We start from the raw sequence: 14,092 nt of genomic DNA, 5'->3' as shown, positions 1-14,092 counted from the left end.
AATGGATTAGGAGACTAATTCTACATTCTTCATCCCCTCTAACGACTAAACCCTAATAACTACTCTCTAATCACTTTTTTTTCACTTTTTTTTATAATTTTATAGAAATACGTTTTTCGGTCCTGTATGTCTTTAAAATTATCAATTTCTTTATTTGTCATATTCTTATGCAACTCATTTTCGTCCTTGGCGCAAAATGCAGAGGAATTGTTCAGCCAAGCGAGAACGGCAGCTTTTGAACAGAAACAGTATCCATTGGCCAAACGATTAGCCAAAGCAGCCTTACAAAAATCTCCTAATTACTATGATATTCGTATATTTTTAGGTCGAATATACGCTTGGGAAAAGCAAGCAGATAGTGCTAGAAGGGAATTTGATCTTGTCCTTCAACAAAAAGCAGATATCGAAGATGCTTATGTTGCTTATGCCAATTTAGAATTTTGGAATGACAATTCAGAAAGAGCACTACTTTTAAGTAATCAAGGATTGGGTTATTTTCCTTCATCTGTTGAATTAGCCATCCTAAAAGCCAAATTCCTTAATGACTTAAAAAAATGGACAGAAGCTAATCAAGTCATTTCAGATGTCTTAGTGAAATATCCTACTCAAGCAGATGTGCGTGCTTTGGCTATTCGAATACGCGAAAATATCTTCTCCAATAGAATTGGAGTGAATTATACCTTTGTTTCGTTTGATAAACAATTTGATGATCCTTGGTATTTGACTAGTTTAGATTATAGTAGGCAAACTTCTCTAGGTTCTCTTATAGGAAGAGTCAACTATGCGAATCGCTTTAATGAAAATGGTATTCAATTTGAAGTGGATGCTTATCCCCGCTTATCGAATACTTTTATGGCATATGTCAGTGGTGGATATTCTCCCAATTTAGGTGTTTTTCCTCAATCTAGGGCAGGCTTCTCTCTGTATGCCAATCTCCCTAAAAGCATGGAGGCCGAGGCTGGGTTTCGCTACTTGCAATTCAGCGATAATACGTGGATTTATACTGCCTCTTTGGGTAAATATTATAAGTCGTATTGGTTTAATTTACGGACTTATTTGACGCCATCTTCTGGTCAATTAAGTCAATCGTTTGCCTTCACTACTCGATATTATGTAGGTGGAACCGATGATTTTTTAAGTTTAGTATTGAGTACAGGACTTTCTCCTGATGATCAAAGAAATATAGTTCTAATCAATGCTTCTGCTTATAAATTACAATCTACTGGTTTAACCTTGGGATATAGACGTTCGATTAATTCTTTTCATATCATCAATTTTAAAGCGAGTTGGACTAATCAGGAATACAGAAAAGATACTCGTGGGAATGCCTTTGAATTAGGAGTTGGTTACATCCGCAGATTTTAGCATTCATGCAAAAATCATTTAACAATAAGCTCTTTTGGTTTTTAAGCCTCTTTTGGCTAGGACCTCTGCTGATGTTTCTCTTTTGGTTTTTCACACCTTCAACCAAATGGGTGGCCGCGATCATTGATAAATCAGTACTCACTCCTGCGGGCGACAAACACATTTCTTTCACTTGGTTGTTGAATCAAAAACGATTGACTAAAACGAGTTCAGATCGTTACAAAACTAATTATGACTACTTTGGTTTTTTCCCAAAGGAGAACGAAAAATTTCGAATCAAAGGACTTGAACGGTTTTCTTCTGATCAATTAAAGCAATTAAGTGAAGATTCCGACATGGCATATTTCACAGATACTTATGGTGTTTATAAACAAGAATGGTATCATAAAAGTGTCAGTCAGTCAGTGGGTTATGGCATGTTATATGGAGGTTTAAGTAATCAAGACATTGAATTCCTTCAACACATGAAGGACAAGAAAAAACTAATTATTGCGGAGTTTAATACAATTGGATCTCCCACCACAGCCGAAAATCGTGGAAAATTTGAGGAGATGTTTGGCATGCGCTGGACAGGTTGGACAGCACGTTTTTTTGATAATTTAGATACCACTGTTAATTTGGCACTTCCTCATTGGATGGTAAAAAACTACACAGCCACTCATCAATCTCCATGGAAATTCAAAAATGCGGGAATTGCATTTGTTCATGAGGAAGGTGGGCAGGTCGTTATTTTAGAGGATAAAACTCATTTAAAAGATCCTATTCCCTACATTAATAGTGGTGAATTAGGACAAAGTAAATTTGGGTTGCCAGAAGAAATGAAATATCCTTTTTGGTTTGATATCATTGTTCCTGATACACGCATGAATGAAGTGGTATCTTTATTTTCTTTAAAATACAATGTTCAAGGCTTGGCAGAACTAAAGAAATATGGAATACCTACGACCTTCCCCGCTGTTATTATGGCTAAGAATAGTAAGGCGCCATTTTATTATTTTTCGGGAGACTTTTGCGATAATCCCATTCACGAATACGCCTCTTACTTTAAAGGCATTGACTCCTTTCTATCGTTATTTTATACTTACAATGATCCTATGAAACGCAAAAGCTTCTTCTGGAAGTTTTATCGTCCTATGATGAGCCATATTTTAGACGATGCGGTGAAAAAATCAAAACTTAATACATCAGTTAATACCATAACGGCTGATTAAGGAGTCTGGAACCATTTTGAAACCTAGAATTAACTTCGCATTCTTTTTCTTAAAAATGCTAAATGCAGCTTGTAATTGACTTAATTTCACTTCATCCTTAATAGCAGTTTCTTCCATGTTATCTGTGATTTTGAATAAGGTATTACCGTTTATGTGGTAGTCTTCCAATATAAAATCAATTAACGTTGATTTATTTTGCATCAAAGGATACTGATGAATATTTCTGAAATTTCTAGCGGTATCTAAGCCATCTCCCATCCAACTAGCTCCTGTTTTAGGGAGGTTGAAGTTCAACTGATTTTGTAGCATGGCTAACAAACTAGGTGTTATATCAAAGTGAGTGGAGATAGAAGCAAATTGGGCGGTACGCTTTAGCATAGGCGAATAAATCAATAAGGGCACATGGTAACGGTCAATTTTAGTACTTATAGGAATTTCAGGCAAACGGTGATCTCCTGTAATTACAAAAATGGTATTTGTATAATCAGGACGTTTTTGATATTCTTGAAAGAATTTTTTCAGAGATTCATCTGTGTACATGATACTAGAATATTGGTTCATGAAATTGCTGTATTCTGCCTGTTTATTGGCGTTAAAGCCTAATTTACCCATTCTATTCTTGACCATTTGGATGTATTTTCCTTGATTTGGAATTAAAAATGGATTGTGAGTGCTTACTGTCAAAATGACATTTAATTCTGGTTTCTTTGACAGTGCACCATTTCTTTTTTTTAAATAATATCGAAATAATTCGTCATCAGAATAGCCCCAGGTGAAGTTATTAGTGGAGGGAGGTAGTTTGATGTATCCTGTTGGAAAAGACTTTTCTTCTATGATTTCATCGACATGATTATTGACCAAATAGGTTTTCATTCCATCAAATTCAGTTTCACCACCATAGTAAAAAGAAGTTCGATAACCATTTCTTTTTAAGATAGTGTATAAGGATAAATGCTTGGGAATGGCTGGTCCCATTTCCAAAATACCATTTTCTCCGAAAGGCAAAGAGCTCAATAAAGCAGGTAGCACAGCAAAAGTTCTTCCTCCTGCACTTAGCATGTTTTTCCAATAGAGGCTTTTATCTGCTAAAGAATCAATAAAAGGCGTGAAATTTCCTAAATAGGCGCCTTCGTTACTAAATGCCCTTCCAAGTCCCTCTACTAAAATAATCACCAAGTTGGGTTGAGTTTTCAGTGCTTGAAAGTAGGGAGATAAGACATCTGGAGATTGGTTACTATGGTAAAATGGATATTGTGTTTCGTAAGGATATTCAAATTTGATACCTTGGGTTGTAAATCCTTCAAAGTCACCAATATAACCATCCGCATAAATATCCACTTCGGCATTGGAGTGAAAAAAATAATCGCTACTTGCTGATAAAAAGAAGGCGGGCTTATTTATAGTCAGGTTATTTTCATATTCAGTTGGGAAATTAATCGTAAATGAATTGAATGGAGTAATGTATTGAAATAGGGATAAAATGGGGAAAAATAGACTCCATTTAGGCCCTATTTTAACTTTAACTGGTAGGTATTTGATACAGCTAATGAATATACCTGTTAAAAAGACGAAGGCAATGATTACGGGTAATCCAGTACCCGAAGAAGCACCCACTGTTTGCTGGATATCCGATATGGAATAGCTATACAAATCAGCTCCTAATGGGACAAGAGCCGTGTTGAAATAGCCTATTAATACCAAGTGCATTACAAAAAATAGCCCAATGAGGCATTGACTAGTTATTGTAGTCAGCCTGAGGGATAGGTAGGATAAACCAATAAATACCACGTACAAATAGAATAGACAAGAAATCCAATAGTTGAAATTATTCCAAAGTGCATATAATAGGATTTGAAATGTATTTTCCGGAAACTGCCTACTAAAACCGTTTATCAGGATTTCGAATAGACTAAGGAAAAATAGGGTTCCCAACCAGACGAGCATTAAACGGCTGAAGGAAATACTAAATGTGCCAATATTCGATTTTTGACTTTTTATTTTCTGGAACAAGGAACTCATAAGGAAATAATTGCTTAGGAATGATTCATTCTAGATTACAAGGGGAATTCAGTAGAATTGAATATTACACTTTTGTTAAGAGTAAATATAAATATCCCAACTCAATTAGCTTCTATCTCATTTATATAATTCTCTTAGAGAGATAGATTTATTTTATTTTTTCTTTACATTTTGGAAAAATTTGAACATGGATAAAATCGCTTATCAATCCATTGACCAATATATTGAATCTCAAGATTTTGATAAACAAGGTCGCTTACAGGAGATTCGGAAGATCGTGAAGCAATTACTTCCTGATGCAGTAGAAGTAATCTCGTATCATATGCCTGCATTTAAATGGAAAGGTAAAATTTTGGCTTATTTTGGTGCATTTAAAGAGCATATCAGTCTATTTCCTCATGCTAGCTGCATCGAAGCCTTTCAAGATCAATCCAAGGAATATGCCATGTCAAAAGGCACCATTCAATTTCCCATGAATAAAGCATTTCCCAAGGAGCTTATTCGAGAAATGATCCAGTATCGAATTCAGGAAATGGATTTTCAAATCAAAGTGAAAAAATCAAAATGAAATTTTAAACCTATTTTTTATGATCATCAAACGTCGACATTTTTTACAATCCGCTAGCCTTACTTTAGGGGCATTCTGTCTTCCTTCATCCACTTGGGCTATAGCAGGCGATGAACCTGAACTTTGTCGGGGAGGCTATTTTACTGAAGCGGAAGGAAAGGCATTTTTAGAGCAACATACTCCTACTAACTTAAAAGCTTGGAATAAACGCTCGGAGCAAATCATCAAGCAAATCAAAACGGGCATGGAATTAAACAAAATGCCCGCTGCTCCTACATTGGCTCCCATTATGCATAGTAAGAAGGAATATAATGGCTATACCATTGAAAATGTAGCCTTTGAAAGTTTGCCAGGTTTTTATGTGACTGGCAACTTGTATTGTCCAGCCGAATTGACTGCTGGAAAATCTTATCCAGGTATTTTATGTACTCATGGCCATGATGGTGCAGCGGAAGGAAGATTTAGGGAGCAAACCCAAAGGCGATGCGCTACACTAGCCCGTATGGGAGCTATTGTTTTTGCCTATGATATGCTGGGATATGGAGATTCTCAACAGTGCACGCATACGATCAAGAAGTCATTAAAATTACAGACGATCAATGGATCTAGGGCCTTGGATTTCCTTTTGAGCAGAGCTCAGGTGGATGCTGAACGTATAGCCATGACAGGTGAATCAGGAGGAGGCACTCAAACTTTTTTATTAGCGGCCTTGGATAAAAGAATCAAAGTAGCTGTACCGTGCGTGATGGTTTCTGCCCATTTCTTTGGTGGTTGTAACTGTGAAAGTGGGATGCCTATTCATAAAAAAGGTGATTATCAAACCAATAACGTTGAAATTGCGGCATTAACTGCTCCCCGACCGATGCTTTTGATTTCTGATGGAGCGGATTGGACTAAGAATACACCGAATGTAGAGTATCCATTCATCAAACATATTTATACGTTGTTTCAAAAAGATGCTTTGGTTGAAAATGTGCATCTCGCCAAAGATGTGCATGATTATGGAGTGAATAAACGACTAGCCTTGTATCCATTTTTAGCCAAACACTTAGGAATGGATATGAACCTAATTTTAAACAAAAAAGGGGAAGTAGATGAAAACAAATCGGTTATTCTAACGAATCAAGAATTACGTGTATTCAATGCACAGCATCCTATTCCATCCAATGCTCTACAAGGGGATGAGGCAGTGATGGCACAGATTTAGTTGTTAGGTATTAGTTATTAGGGATTAGAAGTTAATATTGATTGTAAACACCTAATACCTAATAACTAATACCTAATAACTAATACCTAATAACTAACTATCAAAACCTTCCCATTCCTACCTGGAGTTTCATAAGCGCATATTGCTTCTTGGAATTTTTCTAATGGAAAGGTACTTGCTATATCTACTTGGATACTTTCTTTACTCAAGTGCTCAAAAACAGTCTTAATGGCTGTTTTTCGTGTTTCATGACTGGCATTTTCCATCCAGCTACTTAGCCAGAAGCCTTTGACCGTCAGGTTTTTGAAAATCAAAAGGCCGGAATTTAAAGGAATGTTTTCCAAGCTTAACAGACCAAATACATACATGGTCCCTCCTATTTCTAAGCAGGATAAAGCCTGAGCAGCTAATATACCTCCTACTGCATCAAATACGGCTTGAACCCCATTGGGGGCTTGTTCTTTTATTAGCTTGGTGACTTTCTCATTTTCTGTATCAATCACTAAATCTGCTCCTAAATCGTATAAGTGTTTCTTCTGTGAGGCTTGACGTACCGTAGCTCCCACCCAGATACCTTTTTGCTTAGCCATTTGTATGACTAATTTACCCCAAGCTGAGGCTCCTGCAGTAATCAGTAATTTATCTCCTTCCTTCAATCCACTTTCTTCCAGCATGGCATAGGCCGTTAATGGATTAACAAATGCCTGACAAGCCATTTCATTGCTCATATTGGCTGGTATGGGAATGACAGAATTTACAGGAACACATACATATTCCTTCCAAGTACCTATAGCCGTAAATATGACCCGAGTACCTACAGGAAATACTGATGTACTATCTGTGGTTTCTATAATACCCACTGCCTCAAAGCCAGCACTGCAGGGCAATTTTGGCTGAATACCATATAAACCTTGAATAAACATGATGTCGGAAGGATTGATGTTTCGTGCTAGCACCTGAATTCTGACTTCATGGGCTTTGGGTTCTGGCATGGGTGCATCAACCCATTGTAGTACATCTTTGGGTAATCCAGTTTGTTCAAAAATGACTTGTTTCATGTTCATGATTTTAAAAGCGGAAATAAAAAGGAATATAAAAAAAATCGCTGATAGCCCATCTAAATCTAGCTTAGAATGCTTAAATTGTTTCTTAACAAATGAATATTTTATGCATCCATTTACCTTATTTTCCCTTGAAGGAAAAGTGGCTTTGATTACTGGAGCCAGCAAGGGCATCGGTTTAAGTATAGCGGAGGCTTTTGCCCAAGCAGGAGCTAAAGTGGTCATAAGTAGTAGAAAACAAGAGTCACTGGATGAGATGGCTCTAGAACTCCGAGAAAAAGGATTGTCAGTGGAGGCAATTGCCTGCCATGTAGGCCACATGGACGAATTACAATCTCTGGTAGATCAAACCATCGAGTTTTATGGACAATTGGATATTGTGGTCAATAATGCCGCTACGAATCCCGTTTTTGGCCCCGTAGAAGAAACCAGCTTAGATGCTTTTGATAAAATCATAGAAGTGAACCTGAAAGCTCCCTTTCAATTGATGAAGATTTGTTTTCCTTATTTAAAAAAATCAGATGGAGCTTCGGTTATCAATATTTCCTCCATTGGGGGATTATCTCCTGAGCCAGGATTAGGAATTTACAGTGTCAGTAAAGCTGCCTTGATTTCCATGACGGAAGTTTTTGCGAAGGAATGGGGAGAACATGGAATCCGTGTGAATGCCATTTGTCCAGGTTTAATCAAGACTAAATTCTCAGAAGCCCTTTGGGATAATGAACATATACTTAAGCACATGATGAAAAACTTGCCTATCAAACGGGTGGGTAAGCCAGATGAAATAGCCGCCGCTGCCCTTTATTTGGCTTCTGGGGCTTCTTCGTATACGACAGGTACCGTTTTGACTGCCGATGGCGGTTTTACTATTTAATTAATATGGAAGCTTTGCCACATTTTTTTATTTCTGAACGAGTATCAAGCCTTTTGCCCCGATATCAGCAATTTGTTCAAGAGCATCTCAAACCATTGGAACAAGGTGCCATTTATGGTTCATTTAAGGCCCATTTGCCTGCTTTAGTTGAGTTGAGACAAAAGGCTAAGTCGGAAGGCTTATTTGCCCCGCATCTCGCTGTAGAGGAAGGTGGATTAGGATTAAGCCTATTGGAGTTTGCTTCTATTTCGGAAGTTTTGGGACAAAGCCCATTAGGGCATTATGTGTTTAACTGCCAAGCTCCCGATATTGGCAATATGGAACTGATGCATCGATTTGCTTCTGAGGATTTGAAAGCACAATACCTTCATCCATTACAAAAAGGAGAAATCCGTTCTTGTTTTGCCATGACTGAACCTGAACATGCGGGAAGTAATCCCATTCATCTTTCTACTCGAGCCGTATTGGATGGTGATGAATATGTCATCAATGGACATAAATGGTTTACGTCTTCTGCCGATGGGGCGTATTTTACCATTGTGATGGCCGTGACAGATCCTGACAATTTGAATCCTTATCAGCGGGCCAGTATGATTTTAGTTCCATTAGATAATCCTGGCTATCGCCTGATTCGAAATATCCCCATCATGGGCGATGTAGGTGAAGATTATTTATCCCATGGGGAAGTTGAATTTAAGGATTGTCGGGTTCCTAAGACGAATTTAATTGGTGAAGCAGGATCGGGTTTTGCTTTGGCTCAAGAACGACTAGGTCCAGGAAGAATTCATCATTGCATGCGCTGGATTGGTATTTGTGAACGGGTGTTGGAATTGACTTGTAAAAGGGCAATTGCTAGGGAGTTAAATCCCCATCATGTGTTGGCAGATCAACAAAGCATACAGCATGGTATAGCGGAAAGTGCCGCAGAAATAAAAGCCTCTCGATTAATGGTTTTGCAAACGGCTTATTTGATTGAAAAATACGGAGCAAAGGCTGCCAAAGAAGATATTTCTACCATCAAATTTTATGTTTCCAATGTATTAATGCGCGTGATCGATAAGGCCATTCAAGTGCATGGAGCTTTAGGTATTACGGATGATACCTTATTGTCTTTTTGGTATCGACATGAGCGAGGAGCCAAAATTTATGATGGACCAGATGAAGTACATAAAACGGTTTTAGCGAAGCGAATCATTCAATCCTATGGTGCTAGATGATTAATTTAACGAATCCCACTTTATTGGAATATTTGTCGGATCATTTACACGTTCCCTCTTCGGAATTTCAATTGACAGTATTTAAAGGAGGGTTTTCTAATTTGACCTACGGATTGGAAGCCCAAGGGAAAAAATGGGTTTTGCGGAGGCCACCTTTGGGAAAGAAAATTTCCAAAGCACATGATATGGTGAGGGAATTCCAGATTTTAGAAGCTCTGGAAAGAGCAGGATATCAGAAAATACCTAAACCTATCCTTTGTTGCGAAGATGAACGAATATGGGACGCACCATTTTTCATCATGGAACATGTAGAAGGACCGATTTTACGGAATAAAATGCCGGAAGGGCGATCCCTCTCTCCTCCCTTTTTTAAGCAACTTTCGGCTACATCATTGGATGTTTTGTTGGAATTACATCAGTTGGAATTGGAGCATTCAGGTTTAGGAAAATTAGGAAAACCAGAAGGCTTTGTCACTAGACAGGTAATGGGTTGGTCAGAGCGATATGATAAGGCAATGACAGAAGAAATCTTGGATATGAACCATCTGGCTGGTTGGTTACAACAACATATTCCGTCAGAAGAGCATGTAGGATTCATCCATAATGATTTTAAATATGATAATTTAGTCTTGTCCAGTTTTGAGCATCCCGAAGTTAAGGCAGTGCTTGATTGGGAAATGGCCACGGTGGGAGATCCATTAATGGATTTAGGAACGGTTTTAGCCTATTGGGCGGAGGCAAAAGATCCTGAGATCTTAAAAATGTTTAATTTATCTTATGCCGAAGGAAATTTTACTCGCGCCGAGGTGATAGACTACTATGCTCAACGAAGTTCCTTGAATTTAGATAAGATACATTTTTACTATGCTTTTGGTTTATTTAAGGTGGGTGTGATAGCCCAACAAATCTACCAAAGACATGTACAAGGTTTTGCCCCTGATCCTCGCTTTGCGGCATTGATTCATGTGGTTAAAGCTTGTGGGAAATTAGCTGTTCAAAGCATTTTAACTCATCGGATTTAATATGGAAATCAAACACGTGTGTATTTTAGGAGCAGGAACTTTAGGAAGCCGAATTGCTTTCCAAGCTGCATTATCGGGTTATTGGGTCAAAGTGTATGATATCAAAGAGGAATCATTTGATTCATCAAAAAAGATGATTGCCAAGATTGCCAAAGGATTAATCGCTTCGGAGACTTATACGAAAGAAGCCATAGATGCTGCATTAACTCGATTAAGCTATACCTTGAGTGATGTGGAGGCTGTAGCAGAGGCAGATATCATTTCTGAGTCGGTCACGGAAGATTCAGCACTTAAACAAAAAGTTTGGGCAAGAATGGCGCAAATCGCTCCTGAAAAAACCATTTTCACCACGAATACTTCTTATTTACTACCCTCCTCTTTAGCTCCATTTACCGGCCGCCCGACGCGCTTTTGTGCCTTTCATTTTCATGATGTTTTTTATTCAAAAATTGTGGATATCATGCCTCATCCAGGTACAGATGCTGATGTGATTGAAATTTTGCATGATTTTGGGCAGAAACTGAAACAAGTACCTGTGATACTGAAAAAAGAAAATAACGGATATATATTTAATGCCATGTTACTTTCTTTCTTAGGAGCAGCTGGAAAACTATTGGTGAATGAAGTGGCTACGATACAAGACATTGATAAATCTTGGATGGTCAATTTTCACGTTCCTATGGGGCCGTTTGCCATTTTGGACTCCATTGGACTAGACACGGCTTGGCATGTCACTCATCAATTACCAGATGCCAATTCGAAAGCCTTTGCTGCCTTATTAAAGACCTATATAGATGCTGGTAAATTAGGGGAAAAATCGGGCGAAGGGTTTTACGAGTATCCGAATGAAAAATGAAGAATGTAAAATGATAATTTTCTACATTTTACATTCTTCTTTGATTTCTCTGGATGATACATAGGAATCCCTCGCAATTTGAATTTTCTCTGTTCTAATAATGGGAAAGGAATAATCTTGATAATAAATTGACATTTATTATCAAGATTATGAGAAGATAACCTATCCCTCGAATGGTTAATTTTATTTACTGTTTGGGTTACTGATTAAATTGGCAAATAAACGGTAAGCACCCGGTACCGCTGCAGGTAATTCACGGAAGAATACAAGTCCAGTATAAATGAATCGACCTTTTCCATAAGGAGCTACAGCAATATTCCCTTTTTCTAGTTTTTCCCCAGGATCAGTAAAACCTAATGGAAATTCTACGTGCGGGTCATTTGATTCTCCCAAATAGATACTGCGTTCTTGCACCCAACCTTGAAAATCTTCTGCCGTGATTTTGTTTGGTTGATTAAATACCGCATGATTAGCCATTAGAAACTCTGGCTGGGCATTTTCACGGGTAATTCTAGAACGACCCACTTGAAAAGGATAAGGTGCCATTTGCGCTTTCATAGGACCTAAAAAGCTGGCTGTATTGTATTGAACCACATAATTGCCACCATTTTCGATGTATTTCATCAATTCTGGATGAACATTTCCTAGATAATCTTCCGTATTGTAGGCTCTCACTCCTGTCACTACGGCATCATATTTCTTTAATGATTCCAATTTCAAATCATTTTCTTGAAGGAAGTCAACTTGGTAACCCATTTGCAACAAGGCCTCAGGAACTTTGTCACCAGCTCCACGAATGTAGCCAATGCGTTTCCCTTTGCTGATAATTGGGCTATGAATTAAATCTAGCCCAACTCCAGTAAAATATCGTTGTGTGGGGATATGGGCATATTCGATAGTGTGGAGTTCTAATGAATCTATCCAATTCCCACGCTCAGTTGAATATGCCAAGGATAATTGATGGTGAATTTTGCCTGTACCTTTTAACGTACTTTCTTGGAATGAAATGGCAAAGGATCTTTTTTCCCCTTTTTTTAGTCCTTTTTCTAATGGAATATTGGCCAAAGTTTCTCCTAATTCATTTTTGATTTGAACGTTACCAGAACTAATCTGCGACATGGCTGTAATATTAACCAAAGTGCTTTTTTGTGCTTTGGAACCACTGGCTAATACCAATACATTGGAGCTTAATGAGAATACACTTTTAGGCGTAATGGCAATAGGCTGGTAGCTCTCCCCTTTTACAGGGTCTACAAACATTTGTTGAACGGATTTTTCCAGACTAAACGTTTCTCCTTCTAGTTGAAAACTAAGCTGGATCGTAACAGCAGGGTCCACATCGGCTTGTCCAATTTTCATCGGATTTTCTACCACAAAATTTCCTAAATTTCTCGCTTTTTGTAACCAATATGGTTGTGTATATGATTGATTTACAGGAATTTTAGCATTCCAAATGAGTTTTTTAGAACTGTTTATTTTACCAGCAAAAGTGGTGTCTTTTTGAAGAACTTTCACTTGGACATTTTCTAATGTCAATGGACTTCTTAAGATAATTTCTGTTTTGAAATTCAGTGTGTCTCCTGTGGCTATGGTGCTTTGTTGCGTGGTTCCAGAAACATATAAAGCGGCAGCCTTCAAAATCCAATTTTTCACTTGAACCAATTTCTTTTCTTGGTAGATAGATTTGGGTAAGGCTTCAATGGCTTTCTTCAAGGAAATCATGGCTTTTACGCTGGCATATGGTTTTTCCCATTGATATGATCGAATGATTTCTTTCAATTGAGCTTCTACGGATTCCGATCCTGATATTCTAGACCAAGAGGTGGAAACACCATCCCATAACTGTTGTTTGGGGGCCTCTCCTGCTAAGGTTTCAAAATATTCCGTAGTTAATCCTCTATCCGCAGCAAAACCAAATCCCTGACATTTATGTTGGCTTCGGCTTAATGCCGCCAATTCACCCGTGCTGACACCTAATGCCGGTAAATAATTCCCAATTTGGATTTTAAACTGGTTTTCATTGATGGTATTGTTGGCAGAGCCTGGAAAACGGAAGGTATTCCAAAGTAAACGTTTCGCTTGCCAGGTTTGAACACCTCTACTTAACTGTTCAGGAAAGCGCTTAGGATCAGCTGCAGCTGCATACGCTTCAATGGCCAAGGCTGCCGAAGCTGAATGGTGTCCGTGCCCCGCTCTAGAGTCAGGAGGAAATCTAGTGAAAATAATATCGGGTTGTAATTTTCTTATGACCCATACCAAATTGGATAATATTAACTCATGATTCCAAGTAACCAAGGCTTCATCTGTCGATTTAGAAAAACCAAAATCCAAGGCTTGAGAAAAATATTGATGGGCCCCATCTATTTTACGAGCAGCTAATAATTCTTGGGTTCTCAATAATCCCAAAGGAACACCCTGTTCATCGCCAATTAAGTTTTGGCCTCCATCACCTCGGGTACAGGAGAAATAGTTGGCTTCCCAGTGTTGTTCCTGGGCAAACCAAGTTAACATGTGCGTACTTTCATCGTCTGGATGTGCCGCTACGTGTAGAACTGTACCTAATACTTGAATGGATTGTAAATCCTCGTATAATTGAGCGTTAGTTTGCTGAGCAAAACTGGAAAAACTACTACAGGCTAATAAGTAAAGAAAGATTTTTTTCATGAATTTAAGGTAGGCTTTTGTTAAAGGA

At 38.1% G+C, this 14,092-nt stretch carries 11 protein-coding genes; 8 read left to right on the top strand and 3 right to left on the bottom strand.

Annotation, left to right across the window (positions count from 1 at the left end):
* The first annotated feature begins 186 nt into the window (after positions 1 to 186).
* On the top strand, positions 187 to 1,365 hold the full coding sequence (locus tag EWU23_RS02380) for a YaiO family outer membrane beta-barrel protein (RefSeq protein WP_205753055.1): 1,179 nt from the start codon (positions 187 to 189) through the stop codon (positions 1,363 to 1,365).
* 110 nt (positions 1,366 to 1,475) lie between these two features.
* Positions 1,476 to 2,576 carry an acetolactate synthase large subunit family protein gene (locus EWU23_RS02375; RefSeq protein ID WP_205753054.1) on the top strand — a complete coding sequence of 367 codons (1,101 nt, stop codon included), beginning with the start codon at positions 1,476 to 1,478 and terminating at the stop codon, positions 2,574 to 2,576.
* Here EWU23_RS02375 and EWU23_RS02370 read toward each other — a convergent pair.
* Positions 2,550 to 4,283, bottom strand: a complete 1,734-nt coding sequence (locus tag EWU23_RS02370) for an LTA synthase family protein (protein ID WP_166228425.1) — start codon at positions 4,281 to 4,283, stop codon at positions 2,550 to 2,552. The genes EWU23_RS02375 and EWU23_RS02370 overlap by 27 nt on opposite strands.
* 499 nt (positions 4,284 to 4,782) lie before the next feature.
* Between EWU23_RS02370 and EWU23_RS02365 the strand changes: the two genes are divergently transcribed.
* Both EWU23_RS02365 and EWU23_RS02360 read left to right on the top strand, forming a co-directional pair.
* A complete protein-coding gene (locus EWU23_RS02365; protein ID WP_205753053.1) occupies positions 4,783 to 5,163 on the top strand; it encodes an iron chaperone in 381 nt (126 codons plus the stop codon).
* A 19-nt stretch (positions 5,164 to 5,182) separates the two neighbouring features.
* A complete protein-coding gene (locus tag EWU23_RS02360; protein WP_166228421.1) occupies positions 5,183 to 6,370 on the top strand; it encodes an alpha/beta hydrolase family protein in 1,188 nt (395 codons plus the stop codon).
* Between the two features lie 86 nt (positions 6,371 to 6,456).
* Here the strand turns inward: EWU23_RS02360 and EWU23_RS02355 are convergent, their stop codons facing one another.
* Positions 6,457 to 7,428, bottom strand: coding sequence for a zinc-dependent alcohol dehydrogenase family protein (locus EWU23_RS02355; protein ID WP_166228419.1), 972 nt, complete (start codon positions 7,426 to 7,428; stop codon positions 6,457 to 6,459).
* A gap of 109 nt (positions 7,429 to 7,537) precedes the next feature.
* Between EWU23_RS02355 and EWU23_RS02350 the strand changes: the two genes are divergently transcribed.
* The 4 genes from EWU23_RS02350 to EWU23_RS02335 are packed head-to-tail and all read left to right on the top strand — an operon-like array spanning position 7,538 to position 11,400.
* A complete protein-coding gene (locus EWU23_RS02350; RefSeq protein WP_166228417.1) occupies positions 7,538 to 8,305 on the top strand; it encodes a glucose 1-dehydrogenase in 768 nt (255 codons plus the stop codon).
* 5 nt (positions 8,306 to 8,310) lie between these two features.
* Positions 8,311 to 9,522, top strand: a complete 1,212-nt coding sequence (locus EWU23_RS02345; protein ID WP_166228415.1) for an acyl-CoA dehydrogenase family protein — start codon at positions 8,311 to 8,313, stop codon at positions 9,520 to 9,522.
* Positions 9,519 to 10,544 carry a phosphotransferase family protein gene (locus tag EWU23_RS02340; RefSeq protein ID WP_166228413.1) on the top strand — a complete coding sequence of 342 codons (1,026 nt, stop codon included), beginning with the start codon at positions 9,519 to 9,521 and terminating at the stop codon, positions 10,542 to 10,544. Before EWU23_RS02345 ends, EWU23_RS02340 begins: the two co-directional genes overlap by 4 nt.
* Position 10,545: 1 nt before the next feature.
* Entirely contained in the window at positions 10,546 to 11,400 is an 855-nt protein-coding gene (locus tag EWU23_RS02335) for a 3-hydroxyacyl-CoA dehydrogenase (protein WP_166228411.1), read from the top strand.
* 183 nt (positions 11,401 to 11,583) lie between these two features.
* Here EWU23_RS02335 and EWU23_RS02330 read toward each other — a convergent pair whose 3' ends face one another.
* Positions 11,584 to 14,064 carry a PIG-L family deacetylase gene (locus EWU23_RS02330; RefSeq protein WP_166228409.1) on the bottom strand — a complete coding sequence of 827 codons (2,481 nt, stop codon included), beginning with the start codon at positions 14,062 to 14,064 and terminating at the stop codon, positions 11,584 to 11,586.
* Positions 14,065 to 14,092 lie beyond the last annotated feature (28 nt).

Origin of the sequence: Aquirufa beregesia (genome assembly GCF_011090385.1) — a bacterium.
GTDB lineage: Bacteria > Bacteroidota > Bacteroidia > Cytophagales > Spirosomataceae > Aquirufa > Aquirufa beregesia.
The sequence above is the reverse complement of the archived record's forward strand: the minus strand, read 5'-3'. Positions and strand labels throughout refer to the sequence as shown.